General features: G+C 73.7%; 14 protein-coding genes and 1 pseudogene. 7 read left to right on the top strand and 8 right to left on the bottom strand.

Annotated features, from left to right (window positions below; all coding sequences use genetic code 11):
- The first annotated feature begins 27 nt into the window (after nt 1-27).
- On the top strand, nt 28-954 hold the full coding sequence (locus AB0A61_RS14600; RefSeq protein WP_361291560.1) for an ABC transporter substrate-binding protein: 927 nt from the start codon (nt 28-30) through the stop codon (nt 952-954).
- A gap of 40 nt (nt 955-994) precedes the next feature.
- Here the strand turns inward: AB0A61_RS14600 and AB0A61_RS14595 are convergent, their stop codons facing one another.
- Genes AB0A61_RS14595 through AB0A61_RS14580 form a run of 4 tightly spaced genes read right to left on the bottom strand, consistent with a single transcriptional unit; the run spans nt 995 to nt 5,058 of the window.
- The gene (locus AB0A61_RS14595; RefSeq protein WP_361291461.1) at nt 995-2,149 is read right to left on the bottom strand and encodes a betaine/proline/choline family ABC transporter ATP-binding protein; all 1,155 of its coding nucleotides are present in this window, start codon (nt 2,147-2,149) and stop codon (nt 995-997) included.
- Nucleotides 2,150-2,153: 4 nt separating this feature from the next.
- Nucleotides 2,154-2,822: an LUD domain-containing protein gene (locus AB0A61_RS14590; protein WP_361291458.1), complete on the bottom strand. Its 669-nt coding sequence runs from the start codon at nt 2,820-2,822 to the stop codon at nt 2,154-2,156.
- Complete coding sequence (locus AB0A61_RS14585; RefSeq protein WP_361291455.1) at nt 2,819-4,306, bottom strand: lactate utilization protein B; 1,488 nt, start codon at nt 4,304-4,306, stop codon at nt 2,819-2,821. Before AB0A61_RS14585 ends, AB0A61_RS14590 begins: the two co-directional genes overlap by 4 nt.
- Entirely contained in the window at nt 4,303-5,058 is a 756-nt protein-coding gene (locus tag AB0A61_RS14580) for a (Fe-S)-binding protein (protein ID WP_361291452.1), read from the bottom strand. Before AB0A61_RS14580 ends, AB0A61_RS14585 begins: the two co-directional genes overlap by 4 nt.
- 240 nt (nt 5,059-5,298) lie before the next feature.
- On the opposite strand from AB0A61_RS14580, the gene AB0A61_RS14575 reads away from it, so the two are divergent.
- The 3 genes from AB0A61_RS14575 to sigJ all read left to right on the top strand — a co-directional run bounded on the left by AB0A61_RS14575 (nt 5,299) and on the right by sigJ (nt 8,730).
- Complete coding sequence (locus tag AB0A61_RS14575) at nt 5,299-6,324, top strand: LacI family DNA-binding transcriptional regulator (RefSeq protein ID WP_361291449.1); 1,026 nt, start codon at nt 5,299-5,301, stop codon at nt 6,322-6,324.
- Nucleotides 6,325-6,424: 100 nt separating this feature from the next.
- On the top strand, nt 6,425-7,726 hold the full coding sequence (locus tag AB0A61_RS14570; protein ID WP_361291446.1) for an alpha/beta fold hydrolase: 1,302 nt from the start codon (nt 6,425-6,427) through the stop codon (nt 7,724-7,726).
- Nucleotides 7,727-7,824: 98 nt separating this feature from the next.
- Entirely contained in the window at nt 7,825-8,730 is a 906-nt protein-coding gene (sigJ, locus tag AB0A61_RS14565) for an RNA polymerase sigma factor SigJ (RefSeq protein ID WP_361291443.1), read from the top strand.
- 22 nt (nt 8,731-8,752) lie between these two features.
- On the opposite strand, the gene AB0A61_RS14560 is transcribed toward sigJ, so the two are convergent.
- A complete protein-coding gene (locus tag AB0A61_RS14560; protein WP_361291440.1) occupies nt 8,753-8,953 on the bottom strand; it encodes a DUF5999 family protein in 201 nt (66 codons plus the stop codon).
- Nucleotides 8,954-9,601: 648 nt separating this feature from the next.
- Between AB0A61_RS14560 and AB0A61_RS14555 the strand changes: the two genes are divergently transcribed.
- From AB0A61_RS14555 to AB0A61_RS14545, 3 genes and pseudogenes are all read left to right on the top strand, one after another.
- Complete coding sequence (locus AB0A61_RS14555; RefSeq protein ID WP_361291437.1) at nt 9,602-10,432, top strand: pentapeptide repeat-containing protein; 831 nt, start codon at nt 9,602-9,604, stop codon at nt 10,430-10,432.
- A 99-nt stretch (nt 10,433-10,531) separates the two neighbouring features.
- Nucleotides 10,532-10,813, top strand: a pseudogene (locus AB0A61_RS14550) (TetR/AcrR family transcriptional regulator); the annotation flags it as partial.
- A gap of 104 nt (nt 10,814-10,917) precedes the next feature.
- Nucleotides 10,918-11,643 (top strand): DUF2470 domain-containing protein, encoded by a 726-nt coding sequence (locus tag AB0A61_RS14545; RefSeq protein WP_361291434.1) that lies wholly within the window; start codon nt 10,918-10,920, stop codon nt 11,641-11,643.
- Here the strand turns inward: AB0A61_RS14545 and AB0A61_RS14540 are convergent.
- From AB0A61_RS14540 to AB0A61_RS14530, 3 genes are all read right to left on the bottom strand, one after another.
- The gene (locus tag AB0A61_RS14540; RefSeq protein ID WP_361291431.1) at nt 11,611-12,825 is read right to left on the bottom strand and encodes a lactonase family protein; all 1,215 of its coding nucleotides are present in this window, start codon (nt 12,823-12,825) and stop codon (nt 11,611-11,613) included. The genes AB0A61_RS14545 and AB0A61_RS14540 overlap by 33 nt on opposite strands.
- A 114-nt stretch (nt 12,826-12,939) precedes the next feature.
- Nucleotides 12,940-14,022 carry a hypothetical protein gene (locus AB0A61_RS14535; RefSeq protein ID WP_361291428.1) on the bottom strand — a complete coding sequence of 361 codons (1,083 nt, stop codon included), beginning with the start codon at nt 14,020-14,022 and terminating at the stop codon, nt 12,940-12,942.
- Between the two features lie 107 nt (nt 14,023-14,129).
- A complete protein-coding gene (locus AB0A61_RS14530; RefSeq protein WP_361291425.1) occupies nt 14,130-15,383 on the bottom strand; it encodes an FUSC family protein in 1,254 nt (417 codons plus the stop codon).
- Nucleotides 15,384-15,449: the final 66 nt, after the last annotated feature.

Here is a 15,449-nt window from a genome sequence, read left to right as displayed (position 1 = left end):
GAGCGGCCGGGCCGGGGCCGGTGGCGGATCGTGGCGCCGGCGGTCCTGGTCCTCCTCACGGGCTGCTCCACCGGGCCGTCCCTGGAGAACCACGGTCGGGTCACCGCGCCACCGGGCGACAGCCGGCACCTGACGGTCGGCTCCGCCGGATTCACCGAGAGCGACCTGCTCGCCCAGATGTACGCGCTGCTGCTGAACCAGGCCGGGTACCAGACCTCGCTGATCACGGTCGCCAACCGCGAACTGTACGCACCGGCCCTCGAATCGGGCCAGATCGACGTGGTGCCCGAGTACGCGGCAACGCTCGCCGACTGGCTGAACGCCAAGACCCACGGCGCCGACGCACCCCCGGTCGGCTCCCCCGACCTCGGCGCCACGATGAGCGCGCTGCGCCGGCTGGCCACGCCCCGCGGTCTGACCGTCCTGGACCCCGGCCGGGCCGTGGACCAGAACGCCTTCGCGGTGCGTGCCTCCTACGCCCGGCAGCACGGCCTGAAGACCCTCGGCGACCTGGGCGCCTCGGGGCTGAAGGTGCGGCTCGCGGCGGGTGACGAATGCGTGCAGCGGCCGTACTGCGAACCGGGGCTGAGGAAGACGTACGGCATCGACATCACCGGCATCGACCCCAAGGGCGTCGGCACCACCCAGGCCAAGCAGGCGGTGCAGAGCGGCCGGGACCAGATGGTGCTGACCACGACCACGGACGCCACCCTCGGCGACTTCGGCCTCGTCCTGCTCGCCGACGACCGGCATCTGCAGAACGCCGACTACATCGTCCCGGTGGTCAACCGCGCCCGGGCGGGCGGCGCGGGCGCCACCAAGGCCCTCGGCCGGCTCAACACCGTACTGACCACGGCCGACCTGGCGTCCCTGAACCAGCAGGTGGACAGCTGGCGCCGGCTGCCCGCGGACGTGGCCAGGTCCTACCTCAGGCGGAAGGGGCTGCTGAAGTGACCGGGCACCGCAGCCACCGCCGTACGCCGGCGGCCGTTCGCTACGCGTCCGCCACGGAGTCGAAGCGCACCTGACCCCGCGCGACGCCGCGCGCGTCCGCGTCCACCGACCGCCGCAGCGCCTCGTGCAGCTTCGCCGGGGTCAGCACACCGAGGAAGCGCGAGCCGTCCAGAACGGCGACCCACCCCGCGTCGTGCTGGAGCATCACGCCGAACGCCTGCTTCAGGGGCGCGCCCACGGCCACCCAGGCACCCATCCGGTGCGCCAGGTCGCCGACGGAGCCGCCCGCGGCGAGTTCGTCGAGGCCGACCCAGCCGTGCAGGTCGCCGGAGGCGTCGAGCACAACGGCCCAGCGGGCACCCCGGGCGCGCATCCGCCCGGCGGCGAGATCGGCGGGCTCCTCCGGACGGGCGACCGGCGGCTGCTCCAGGTCGTCGGGCTCGATCGGGGTCACCGACAGCCTCTTCAGCCCGCGGTCGGCGCCGACGAACTCGGCGACGTACGGCGTGGCCGGGGTGCCGAGCACCGCCCCGGGCGTGTCGAACTGCTCGATGCGCCCCTGCCCGTAGACGGCGATACGGTCGCCCAGCCGCACCGCCTCCTCGATGTCGTGCGTGACCAGCAGCACCGTCTTGCGGACGGCGGCCTGCATCCGCAGGAACTCGTCCTGCAACTGCACGCGCACCACCGGGTCGACCGCGCCGAACGGCTCGTCCATCAGCAGCACCGGCGGGTCCGCGGCCAGCGCCCGCGCCACCCCCACCCGCTGCCGCTGGCCGCCCGACAACTGGTGCGGATAGCGCGGTCCGTAGACCGCCGGGTCCAGGCCCACCAGGTCGAGGAGTTCGGCCGCCCGCGCCCGGGCCCTGGCCTTCTTCCAGCCGATCAGGGCGGGCACGGTGGCCGTGTTGTCGAGCACCGTGCGGTGCGGGAAGAGGCCCGCCTGCTGGATGACGTAACCGATCCGGCGGCGCAGCCGCACCGGGTCGAGCCTCGCGATGTCCTCACCGTCCACGAGGATCCGCCCGGACGTCGGCTCGATGAGCCGGTTGACCATCATCATGGTGGTGGTCTTGCCGCAGCCCGAGGGGCCGACGAGGGTGGCCAGCTCGCCCTCGGCCACCTCGAAGCTGAGGCCGTCCACGGCCGTCGTACCGTCCGGATACCGCTTGGTGACCTGCTCGAACCGGATCATGTCCTCACGCTAGCCGCGCGGATCCCGTCCCGCGTGTTGCCAGCACCACCTCCAGGGTCCGCGGCCCGTGCACCCCCTCCACCCGGTCGAGTTCGATGTCGCTGGTCGCGGAGGGACCGGAGATCCAGGTCAGCGGACGGGTCGGGTCGAGGCGGGCAAGGGCCTCGGGGACGGAGGAGACGACCTGGTCGGGGACCCGGACGACGCAGATGTGGTGGTCGGGGACGAGCGTGATCCGGCGCCGGCCCTGGTCCGGGGCGCCGTCGAGGACGATCGTGCCGGTCTCGGCCACGGCCACCGTGCACCCCGTGACCACACTGTCGACCCGGTCCAGCTCATGCGGTGTGCTGTCCGGGACGTCGGGGACCCGCGCGACCTCGCAGTCCGCCAGCCAGCCCGCGTCGAGTCCGGGCGGGACCAGGACGGACGCCGAGCCCCGTCCGGCGAGCAGCCGGGCGATCACGCCGGGCAGCTCCTCGCCGTCGCACCGGTGCACGACCGCCCGGTAGTCCGCGAGGTTCTCGGCCAGCAGATCGACCGTCCGTGCGGCAGTCCGCTCGCCGTGCTGCCGCAGGTAGTTCCGCTCGACGGCCTGCTCGTACGGCGTGTCGTCCGGTGGCACGTCCGCCAGCGCACGCCGTACCCGGCCCAGGATCCGGTCCCTGCTGCTCACTTCGCGGCTCCCTCGCCGTCGGTCCGGCCGTGCGTGCGCTGCCACCAGTCCCGGAACGGCTCCGCCGGTACCGCGGGCAGGTCCCGCGTGCCGCTCCACGCCCGGCCGGGGCCCGGCAGGGTCCGCGGGTGGAAGCGGCGGGTGCCCGATACCAGGCGCTGGCCGGTGCGGAGCACCCGCGGGTGTGTGAACGCCCACCGCGCCGCCCGCATGGCCGCCCGCTCGGCCGCGTGCCCCCTGGCGGGCCTCAGCACCACCTTGTTGCCCCGGCGGGTCACCGGGCCGCCCTCGGCCACCCGCTCCCGCAGGTGCACCAGTACCTCGGGGATGTCGATGGCGACCGGGCACACCTCGTAGCAGGCGCCGCACAAGGACGACGCGTACGGCAGCGAGGCGTCGATCTCGCTCGCGGTGCCGCGCAGCTGGGGGCTGAGGATCGCGCCGATCGGGCCCGGATAGACCGAGCCGTACGCGTGCCCCCCGGCCCGCTCGTACACCGGGCAGACGTTGAGGCAGGCCGAGCAGCGGATGCAGCGCAGTGCCTGGCGGCCGACCTCGTCGGCGAGCGTGTCGGTGCGGCCGTTGTCCAGCAGCACCAGATGGAAGGTGCGGGGCCCGTCCCCGGCGGTGGTGCCGGTCCACATCGACGTGTACGGGTTCATGCGCTCGGCCGTCGAGGAACGGGGGAGCGTCTGCAGGAACACCTCCAGGTCCCGCCAGGTCGGGACGATCTTCTCGATGCCGACGACCGAGATCAGCGTCTCGGGCAGGGTCAGGCACATCCGCCCGTTGCCCTCGGACTCCACGACCACCAGCGTGCCGGTCTCGGCGACCATGAAGTTGGCGCCCGAGATGCCGACCCTGGCGCGCAGGAACTTCTCCCGCAGGTGCAGCCTGGCCGCCTCGGCGAGTTCGGCCGGTGTGTCGGTGAGACCGTCCGGGGCCGGCCGGCCCCAGCGCTTCATCTCGGAGCGGAAGATGTCCCGGATCTCGCCGCGGTTGCGGTGGATCGCGGGGACCAGGATGTGCGAGGGCCGGTCCTGGCCCAACTGGACGATCAGCTCGGCGAGATCGGTCTCGTAGGCGCGGATGCCCTCCGCCTCCAGCGCCTCGTTGAGCCCGATCTCCTGCGTGGCCATCGACTTGACCTTGACGACCTCCCTCTCCCCGGTCTGCCTGACCAGGCCGGCCACGATCCGGTTGGCCTCCTCTGCGTCGGCCGCCCAGTGCACGGTGCCGCCCGCCGCCGTGACCGCACCCTCCAACTGCACCAGATAGCGGTCCAGATGACGGAGCGTGTGGTCCTTGATCCGCCGGCCGGCCTCCCGCAGGGCCGCCCAGTCGGGCAGTTCGGCGACGGCCTGCGCCCGCTTGGCGCGGATCGTGTGCGTGGCATGGCGCAGGTTGCCGCGCAGGGTCTGGTCGTGCACCGCGTCGCGGGCCGCCTCCGGGAAGGCCGGCATCCCTACGAACGTACCGCTCATGCCGCCGGCTCCTTCTCCGTGCTCGCCAGGATCTCCGCGATGTGCACCGGCCGCATCCCCGAGTCCAGGCGGGCCATCGTGCCGCCGATGTGCATCAGACAGGAGTTGTCGGCCGCGCACAGCACCGGAGCACCCGTCGACTCGGCGTTGCGCACCTTGTCGGCGCCCATCGCCGCCGAGACGTCGGGGTTCTTCACCGCGAAGGTGCCGCCGAAGCCGCAGCACTCGTCTGCCCCCGGCAGCTCGACCAGCTCCAGCCCCCGCACGGCCCGCAGCAGCCGCAGGGGACGGTCGCCCAGACCCAGGCCGCGCAGTCCGTGGCAGGTCGGGTGGTACGTCACCCGGTGCGGGTAGTACGCCCCGACGTCCGTCACCCCGAGCACATCCACCACGAACTCCGTCAGCTCGTACGTCTTGGGGACCACGGGGGCCAGGGCGAGCGCGAGAGCGTCCCCGCGTCCCTCGGCGCGGGCCCGCTCGCCCATCCGCGGATACAGGTCCCGCACCATCGCCCCGCATGATCCGGACGGCGTCACAATGGCCTCATAGCCACCGAATACATCGGAGAAATGACGGGCGAGCGGCTCCGCCTCATGCCGGTAGCCGGTGTTGTAGTGGGCCTGCCCGCAGCAGGTCTGGGCCATCGGGAAGTCCACCTCAACGCCCAGTCTGGTCAGCAGTTTCACCACGGCGCGCCCGGTGTCCGGATAGAGCGTGTCATTGATGCAGGTCAGGAACAGGGCGACACGCATCGCGGCTCCTTGTGCTCGGTCATCGGATGAGTACTGCGGCATCCCCTGGGCGTTCAGCCTAGTGGGGGACCAGCCGGAGGGGCCGTTCCCGGAGAGGGGGAGATGCGGCCGCACGCCGGGACCTCGGTGCTCCACGTCGTCGACTTCTCCCCGCCCGCCCGACCAGTCCGGTGTGCGGTGGGACGACGGTAATGTGAAGGCCCTCCCGCCGCCCCTCTTTCACCTGGAGGTCTCCGCCCGATGACCCAGTCGGTGGGTATCAAGGACGTCGCCCGCGCCGCCGGTGTCTCGGTGGGCACCGTCTCGAACGTCATCAACCGTCCGGAGACCGTCGCCACCGAGACCCGCGCCCGAGTACTGTCCGCGATCGACCGGCTCGGCTACGTCCGCAGCGAGTCGGCGCGCCAGCTGCGGGCGGGCCGCAGCCGGATCATGGGGCTGCTCGTCCTCGACATGGGCAACCCCTTCTTCGTCGACGTCGCCCGCGGCGCCGAGCGGACGGCCCGTGCTGCCGGGCTCGGTGTGATGGTCTGCAACAGCGCCCAGAGTCCCAGCGAGGAGGCCGAGCACCTGTCCCTCTTCGCCGAGCAGCGGGTGCGGGGCGTCCTGCTCACCCCGGCCGACGCGACCGGACGCAACATCGCGCTGTTCCGCCGCCACGGCATCCCCTTCGTCCTGGTCGACCGGGTTGCCGAGGGCACCACCGAGTGCTCGGTGTCCGTGGACGACGTGACCGGCGGCGCCCTCGCCGTGCGGCACCTGGTGGACGCAGACCACCGCTCGATCGCGTACGTCAGTGGCCCGCCCGGCCTCCACCAGGTCCGCGACCGCCGTACCGGCGCCCTCAACGCGCTCGCCGAGGCCGGTCTCGGCCCCGGCGCCCTGCGCGAGCTGCCCACCGAGCGCCCCGATGTGGCGGCGGGGCGGGACGCCGGGGTCCGCCTCCTCGGCCTCGCCGACCGGCCCACGGCCGTCTTCTGCGCCAACGACCTGCTCGCCCTCGGCGTTCTGCAGGCCATGTACGCGGCCGGGGTCGGCGTCCCCGACGACCTCGCCATCGTCGGTTACGGCGACATCGAGTTCGCGGCCGCCGCGGCCGTCCCGCTCACCTCGGTGCGCCAGCCCGCCGTCACCATGGGCGCCCTCGCCGCCGAGCTGCTGCTGGAGGAGACGGACGCGCAGCGGTTGTCCGGGCCGCACCGGCACCGGCGGGTGGTGCTCCAGCCGGAGCTGGTGGTGCGCGGCTCCAGCCTGCCCGCCCACTGAACCCCGATTCAGTAAGATTTCATGATCCCAGGGGTCGGACGGCGGACGGACTTGTGCTGAACTGGGACGCGGCCGTAATCCGTCCGTCCCGGGAGATGCGTTGACCGTCACCTACCGCCAGCCAGGCGTCGCCCTCACCGACCGCCACTTCACGGTGCCCCTCGACCACGACCGCCCCGGTGGGGAGACGATCGAGCTCTACGCCCGTGAGGTGGTCGCCGTCGACAAGGCGCACCAGGACCTGCCGTGGCTGATCTACCTCCAGGGCGGCCCGGGCTTCGGGGCGAACCGTTTCATCGGCCGGCAGGCCTGGCTCGACCGCGCGCTGCAGGACCACCGGGTCCTGCTGCTGGACCAGCGCGGCACCGGCCACTCCACGCCCGCCAACCGCCAGACGCTGCCGCTGCGCGGCGGCCCCGCCGAACAGGCCGCGTACCTGACCCACTTCCGCGCGGACGCGATCGTCCGCGACTGCGAGGCGATCCGCGGCGAGGTCACCGGCGGCGCACCCTGGACGGTGCTCGGCCAGAGCTTCGGCGGCTTCTGCACGGTGAACTACCTGTCCACCCACCCCGAAGGCCTGACCGCCGCCGTGATCACCGGCGGCCTGCCCTCCCTCGACGCGCACGCCGACGACGTCTACCGGGCCGCCTATCCGCGCATCGAGCGCAAGGTCACCGCCCACTACGCGCGCTACCCGCAGGACGTCGAACGCGCCCGCCGCATCGCCGACCACCTCCTCACCCACGACGTGGTGCTGCCGAACGGCTACCGCCTCACCGTCGAGGCCTTCCAGTTCCTCGGCCTCATGCTCGGCGGCGGGGACGGCAGCCACCGCCTGCACCACCTTCTGGAAGGCGCCTTCGTCCGCACCCCGCAGGGCCCTGCCCTGTCCGACGCCTTCCAGGAGCACGTCCAGGGCCTGCTGTCGTTCGCGGGTCACCCCCTGTACGCCCTCGTCCACGAGTCGATCTACGGCCAGGACGCCCGCCCCACCGCCTGGTCGGCCGAGCGGGTGCGCGCCGAGTTCCCCCAGTTCGACGCCGCCAAGGCGCTCGCCGGGGACGGCCCGGTGCTGTTCACCGGAGAGTCCGTGCACCCGTGGATGTTCGACTGCGACCCGGCGCTGCGCCCGCTGCGCGAGACCGCCGACCTGCTGGCCGCCCGCACCGACTGGCGGCCCCTGTACGACCCCGCCCGGCTCTCCGTCAACGAGGTGCCGGTCGCGGCGGCCGTCTACCACGACGACATGTACGTCGACACCGCCCACTCCCTCCGGACCGCGCGCGCGATCCGTGGCCTGCGCACCTGGGTCACCGACGAGTTCGAGCACGACGGTGTGCGGGCCGGCGGCCCCAGGGTGCTGGACCGCCTGCTGGCTCTGGCCCGTGACGAGGTGTGACACCCGGCCCCCCTCCGTCCTGGGGAGGTGACCCGCGGCGGGCCGACGTGTTTTGATCGAACGGCTTTCGCACACTGCGCAGACCGAACGGGGACGGCATGGGGGACGGTACGAACGACGTCGACCGGCTGGCCGGACGATTCGAGGAGCACCGCGGGCACCTGCGTGCCGTGGCCTACCGCATGCTGGGTTCGCTGCCCGAGGCCGAGGACGCGGTACAGGAGACCTGGCTCAAGCTGGGGCGCACCGACGCGAGCGCCATCACCAACCTCGGCGGCTGGCTGACCACCGTCGTCGGCAGGGTGTGCCTCGACATGCTGCGCTCGCGCAGCGCCCGCCGCGAGCAGCCGATCGACGACACCTATGTACCGGACCCGGTGATCCGGCCGCTGCCGCACGTCGACCCGGAGCAGGAGGTGCTCCGGGCGGACTCGGTCGGCCTCGCGCTCCTGGTGGTGCTGGAGACGCTGGAGCCGGCCGAGCGCCTCGCGTTCGTGCTGCACGACATGTTCGCGGTGCCCTTCGACGACATCGCGCCGATCGTGGAGCGCAGCTCGGCCGCGACACGGCAACTGGCCAGCCGGGCGCGGCGCCGGGTCCAGGGCGCCACGCCCTCGGCGGACCCCGATCCCGGCCGGCACCGCGCGGTGCTGGAGGCCTTCATGGCCGCCTCCCGGGCCGGCGACTTCGACGCGCTCCTCACCCTGCTCCACCCGGACGTGGTGCTGCGCGCCGACTCCGGTGCGCTGGTCCGGGGCGCGGCCGCGTCCAAGGTGGTCCACGGGGCCAAGCAGGTCGCCGAACAGGCGCTGCTCTTCCGGCAGTTGGCGCCGCTCGCCCGGCTCGCCCTGGTCAACGGCTCGCCCGGGCTGGTCACGGCGCCGGAGGGGCAGCTGCTGTCGGTGATGGCCGTCGACGTCCGCGACGGCCGGATCACCGGCATGTACATCCTGTCCGACCCCGAGCGGCTCGCCCGCCTCGGCTTCGCCGCTCAGGAGGCCTGAACCCGGCCGTCCGGCCGGTGGGTCAGGCGGCCACCGCCAGCGGGCCGCGCACGCGGTGCGGGTGGATCACCCGTCCGTCGGGCAGGAGTTCACCGGTGTCGTCGAAGACGATGGTGCCGTTGCACAGCAGACTCCAGCCCTGCTCGGGGTGGGCCGACACGGTCACGGCCGTGTGGTGGTCCGGGCCGTCGGCGGTGGGGCACGGTGGCTGGTGGCTGCACATGGCGTCTCTCCTCGATGCGTCGGGCTCCTGCCTCTGCCGGCTGCTCTCCCCAGTGGTAGCCGAGCTTGTTGTCCGTTGTATGAGGAGACCCCCACAACGCAGGAAATTCATCGGTGAGTTCGGCTCGCCCGGCGAGTCGGCCACCGGGTCGTATGCGGGGGACGTGAGCGGCCGGCGCCGGGTGGCTGAGCCGCCGATGCCGCATGGCTGAGCCGCCAAGGCCGGGCGCGTCAGCCGCCAACGCCGTTGGCCGGGCCGGAAATTCGATTGCTGCCGCCGATCACCGCTGGCAGGGGTCGGCACCATGCCGGCCTACTCCGCGCAACGCGGCTCGCCGTCCGGAACGCGTCGGACGGCTCGCGCTGATCCCCCCGAGCGGCATGGCCGTCGGCATCAACGTCCCCGCGGACGTACGGCCGGCAACGGGGCGGCTGCGCGAGGACGAGCCGTGGTTCCCGGCGGGGTTCGCGGCCCTGGAGGAGATCGTGGCGGGCCGGGCTGTTCCCGCACGCCGAACCGACCGTGCGGCCGGGGGCGGGGCACTTCCCGCGGCTCGACGACCCGGCCCGCTTCGCGGCGGCCGTCGCCGCCTTCCTTGCCTGACCGGCCGGTGCGGGGGACCGTCCGTGGGTTTGTAGGGTAAACGTCATGCCAGATGAGACTGCCGGCCGCACGGACCTGCGCGGCGACTGCGCGCGCTGCTTCGGACTGTGCTGTGTGGCGCTGCCCTTCGCCAGGTCCGCGGACTTCGCGCACGACAAGCCCGCCGGGAAGCCCTGCCCGAATCTGGGCGCCGACCACCGGTGCGGCATCCACGCGCAGTTGCGGCACAAGGGCTTCACCGGCTGTACGGTCTACGACTGCTTCGGCGCCGGGCAGAAGGTCTCGCAGGTCACCTTCGGCGGCCAGGACTGGCGCACCGGATCCCCGGAGCACACCCGGCGCACGTTCGAGGTCTTCCCGGTGGTCCGGCAGCTCCACGAACTGCTCTGGTACCTCACCGAGGCGCTCACCCTGCCCGCCGCGCGGCCGGTCCACGCCGACCTGCGCCGGGCCCTGGAGGAGACCGAGCGGCTGACGCTCGGCTCGCCCGGGGAGCTGGCCGTGCTGGATGTCGGCGCGCACCGGCAGCGGGTCAACACGCTCCTGCTGCGCACGAGCGAGCTGGCGCGGGCCGGAGTGCGCGGCAGGAAGAAGGACCGGCGGGGCGCCGACCTGATCGGGGCCCGGCTCCGGGGCGCCGACCTGCGCGGGGCCAGTCTGCGCGGTGCCTATCTGATCGCGGCCGACCTCACCGGCGCCGACCTGCGCGGCGCGGACCTGATCGGCGCCGACCTGCGCGACGCCGACCTCGCGGACGCCGATCTGACCGGCGCGTTCTTCCTGACCCAGCCGCAGCTCAACGCCGCGCGGGGCACTGCCGGCACCCGACTGCCGGGATCAGTCGCCCGCCCGGTGCACTGGACGGCGCGGGGCTGAGACACCGCCGTCGTCCGGGACCGTCAGCGGCGCGGGGGGAGCGACGGCCGGGCGGCGTTTTAGGCGCAACCGCAGCCCCTCACAGGCCCATGCGCACGGTTCCGCGCCTTCCACCGTGCCGACGCGGCGGGGGACCAGGCCGTGCGCCGCGTCTACCAGCGCGCCCTCGCCGCCCAGGAGCAGCAGATCCTGGCGGCCCTCGCCGCCGACCCGGAGTTCGGGCCGCTCACCGCTCAGCGCCCGGAGGCCGGGGTCGCCGTCCGCGGCTGGCTCGCCTTCACCACCGCCGTCTGTCTGGAGTGGCTCCGCGGCTCGGACCTGGCGCGGGAACAGGTGCGAGACCTCTGCGCCCGGGCCCTTCCGGGTGTCCTCGCGCCCTGAGCGCCGCCCGGTCGGGTCACCGGGATTCTCCTCGCGACGGCGCCCGGTTGGCGTGCGCGCCGATCTCCGATAAGTTAGGCGAGCCTTACCTAAGGAGGTTTCGGATGGGTGACAGCCGGACGTGGGCGGCCGGGCCCGGGGCGGCCGAGCGGGCGCGGTCGTTGCTCGCCACCGCATGGTCGTGCGCGGTGATCGCGCAGGGCGCGCGGGAGGAACTCGTCGGCGCGCACGCGGTCGCCGAGGACGGTCGCGTACTCCTGCACGTGCCAGACGACAGTGCCCTGCTCGCCGCCGCGATCTTCGCGCCGCGCGGTGAGCCGTCCGCGGTGCTGGAGTTCGCCGACGTGGCGCCCGTCCCCATGCGGCACCGGATCCGGGCCCGGCTCTGGCTCGCCGGGCGGCTCGTCCCCGCCACGGAGCACCTGGCGTTCCACCCCGCCCGCGTGGTGCTGCGCCGGCCGTCCGGCGCGGTCGTGGTCGACCCCGGGGAGCTCGCCGCCGCGGCGCCCGACCCGCTGGCCGCGGCCGAGGCCCGGCTGCTCACCCATCTGGCCGACGCCCATCCCGACGCGGTGGAACGGCTCACCCGGCTCGTGGGCCCCGACGGCCTGTACGGCGCGGTGCGCGTCCGGCCGCTCGCCGTCGACCGGCACGGCCTGACCCTGCGCATCGAACGCGCCCGCACCCACGGCGACGTCCGCCTGCCGTTCCACGCGCCCGCCGACAGCGTCGCCCAGCTCACCGAACGCATGCACGTGCTGCTCGTCCGGGCGAGCGCCGCCTCCTGCCGCCGCGCCCTACAGCGGCAGCGCGCAGACGGCGACGGGTGAGGCGAACGGCTCGCCCGCGAGCCGCAGCGCGCCGCTGGTGCGCTCCACGTGGAAGACGGTGACCGTGCTCGACTTCTGATTCGCCGCGAACAGCAGCCCGCCGTCCGGCGAGAAGGCGATCTGCCGCGGGAAGTCACCCTCGACCGGCACCGTGTCCAGCAGCCTGAGCCGTGCCCCGCCGGCCTCGACGGCGTAGCGCGCGAGGCTGTTGTGCCCCCGGTTGGCGAGGTAGGCGTATCCGCCGTCGGCCGTCACCAGGATCTGCGCCGGGTAGTTGACGCCCCCGCCCGAGCCCGTGGACTGCGGGCTGCCGACGGTCAGCCTTCCGGTCGGCGGGTCGTAGGCGCAGACCGCCACGGTGTCGTCCACCTCGTTGGCCAGATAGGCGTACCGGCCGCCGGGGTGGAAGGTCAGATGGCGGGGGCCCGCGCCGGGCCTCGTGTGCGCCTGGGCCACCTCGGTGAGCGTGCCCGTGCGGGTGTCCAGACGGTACGTGTAGACCGTGTCGGTACCGAGGTCGACCGCGAGGACGTGACCGCCGTCCGGGCTGGTGACGACCTGATGGGCGTGCGGGCCCTGCTGGCCCGGGCCGGGCGGCGGGCTGGAATGAGTGACGAGGTCCGTGCGCTCGCCGAGCGCGCCGGAGGCATCGACCGGATGCACCGCCACGCTTCCGGACTGGTAGTTCGCGCTGAGCAGCCAGCGGCCGGTGGGGTGCACGGAGAGGTGACAGGGCCCCGCCCCGCCCGTACTGCGCATGCCCAGCGTCTTCCGGTCGGCCAGGCGTACGGCGGTCACACCGCCCTCCGGCCGCTCGTCGACCGCGTACAGCGTGCGGCCGTCCGGGTGCAGCGCGAGATACGACGGGTCGCCGATCCCGCCGATCGCGCCGCGGCCGGTGACGGCGCCCGTCAGGGGGTCGTACACGGCCGTCCCGATGCCCGTGCCACCACCTTCGACGGAGGTGTAGGTGCCGAGGTACAGCGGACGCGGGCCGGGCGGCCGGGCCGCCGGCCGCCTGCCGCTCGCCGACGCCCGGGCAGTGGCCGGGGCGCGCGAGCCGGGTTCGCCGCCGGGCGACGCGGGTGCCGGAACCGCCGCCACTGCGGCCACTCCCGTCAGGGCCCCGACGAACCGGCGCCGGCTCCAGCCGCCCCGCGACGCTTCCGCACCACTGCCCATGCCCGCACCCCAGGTCGTCGACTGCCTCGGCCGTGACAGCCACCTTGGCGTGGACCACCGGACAAGGGCAAGTGCGGCAACATGCGTTGCGCGAGGTGCAACGCCCCGGGGGGCCTACCAGTCCCCGTCCTCCACCGGCTTCCCCGGCGCGTCCTTCAGGGGCGTCACCTGCCCGGACGCCGGCTCCTGCCACGGCTCGTGGTCGTCGCCCAGCCAGTCGCCGACGGGCCGCACCGCCGACAGGGTGTCGGACGGCACGAGATCCTCCGCGTCCTCGTCGTAGTAGTCGAACCAGGGAAGTCCCGCCCTCGTGTACGCCGCGCGGTCCACGGGCGACGGCGGCGGAGCCTCACCCGTGATGCGCCGCCACTCCGGTGGCGTCACCAGGTGCACGAACACCCGCCCGGCGGGTTTCCCGGCCCAGTCGCCCAGCGGCCGCTCGTCCCGGTACACCTCCTGGCGCATCGAGCCACCCACGCCCAGCCCCATCGCTGCGGCCGACCGCCGGCGGGCCGGGGCGGCCGCCGGAACCGCCCCGGGTGCCCCGCCGGGCGCCGGGGCCGCGCCGGGGGCGGGCGGTGCCGCCATCGGCATGGCGGCTCCGTAGCCCCCGGCCGCCGAGCGGGTCCGCCACGCCGACCGGCGTCGCTCCTCCTCGCGCCACCGGGCCAGCTCCACGTCGTTCAGCGGGAACGACTGCAACTGGACGCCGCCCCAGACCTCCTCGCCCGTGACCTGCCCCTCGACCGTCGCGCCGAGTCCCAGCGGCACCGCGACGAACTGGCGGACTGTGCCCTTGCCGGAGTTGATGCCGTCGAGCCAGGGCTGGCGCGGCAGCACCACGTAGTTCTGCGGATGGCGCCAATCGCGGTGGAGCCGGTCGCTCCAGGGCCTGCCCGACACCGCGCACACCTTGCCCACGCCGACCTGCAGGGCGGCGGGCTCCGTGGTCCCCGCGAAGCTCAGCCACATGGCCTCGCGCAGATACACCGGCAGCATCACGCCGCCGCGGGCCCGCCACTGCTCGGGCACCGTGTCCGGGTAGTCGGCGACCCGTCGGACGGGGAACTCTCCCAGTCCCGGCGGCAGCGGATGCGTGCCCGTCTCGGGCAGCCGCAGGGTGCGCACGAACCGCACCGCGACACCGCCCGGCAGCCGCAGTGTGTTCCCGTCGATCCGCACCGTCGTATCGGTCATGCGCACCATCCCTCCGTCGTGTGGCAGCGCCCCGCACGAGCGGCGCCCGCCCCGCCCCGGTGACGTCGTCCCGGGCCGCCGCCCGGCGACCGGGGCGACGACCTCCGTCACAGAGAACGCCGCGCGGCGTCCTGGCGGTTCCGGCGCATCCCCTCCGGCACCCCCAGCCGCTCCCGCAGCCGGGTCAGCCGCGATATGCGCTCGCGCCGCTCCCGGGTCTGGCGGTCCAGCTCCTCCAGGAGCCTGCGCGAGCGGTGCTCGGTGTCCATCTCGTCGATGATGCGGTTGACCTCGGTCAGCACCGCGCCGTACAGCTGCCAGTGGCGCGCGTCCCGCTCGACCTCCTCCAGCAGCAGCTGGGCCAGCTTGTCGCGGGTGGCCGCCGCCTGCCGCAGTTCGGCCGCGAGCCGGGACTCCGCCGACTCGGCGCTGACGCTGACGTCGGTCGTGACCAGCACCGCGAAGCTGACCACGGCGTCACCGAGCTCGGACAGCAGCTGCTCCACAACGGCGCCGGTCTGCGGCGAGAACAGCGGCTCGGGATCCCGCGCCTTCGCCAGGTCGGTGAAGGTGCGCGCGAGCACCCGCAGCACCACCGTGCAGATCTCCACGGTGTCCAGTCCGGTGCGCAGCACGACCCGGTGCAGCAGCCCCTCGCGTACCCGCGGGTTCAGCCGGAGGCTGTCCTCGGCCTGCCGGAGGGCCGCGTCCACGTCGGCGATCTCGTGGTCCAGGCGGCGCGCCTCGTGCAGGCGTGCCGCAGCGTCCTCGACGGTGATGCGGCCGGCCACCTCCTCGCCCATCCGCAGCATCAGCTGCCGCACCCGGCGTGCCAGGTCCTCGATCGACTCGCCCGCCTCTTCGGTCCACACCGGGGGAGGGAGCAGCAGATTGCAGCCGAGCCCGACGAACGCGCCGATCAGGGTCTCCACGATCCGTGCCCAGGCCGAACTGCTCACGGACGTGACCCCGAGGATCAGCATCGCGCTGATCGCGACCTCGGGAACGAACTCGTCGACGCGCACCAGGTGCCCGACGGCCAGCGCGACCAGGATCACCAGGGCCAGGCTCCACCAGGTCAGACCGACCAGCAGGGAGAAGGCGATGGCGACGAGGACGCCGGCCACCACGGAGTTCACCCGGCGGATGCCCGTGGTCAGCGTGGCGTAGAGCGTGACCTGGACGACGAGCAGGGCGGTCAGGGGGGCGGTCAGCGGCGCGGGCTCCGGACTCAGGTGCAGCGCGATCACGTAGGCGACCGTCGCCGCCGCCGTGGACCGGAACGCCTGGACGACCACGGGGTCCCGGTACCGCTTCACCAGCCGCACGAGGAGGGAGCTCCACTCACGTACATCTTGCATCTCTTGCGCTGTTCCCCTTCCCCCCGCGTCACGAACGTTCCCCCCGTGCATCGAACGCTCGCCCGT

This window comes from Streptomyces sp. NPDC046197 (assembly GCF_040646295.1).
Lineage (GTDB): Bacteria > Actinomycetota > Actinomycetes > Streptomycetales > Streptomycetaceae > Streptomyces.
The sequence above is the reverse complement of the archived record's forward strand: the minus strand, read 5'-3'. Positions and strand labels throughout refer to the sequence as shown.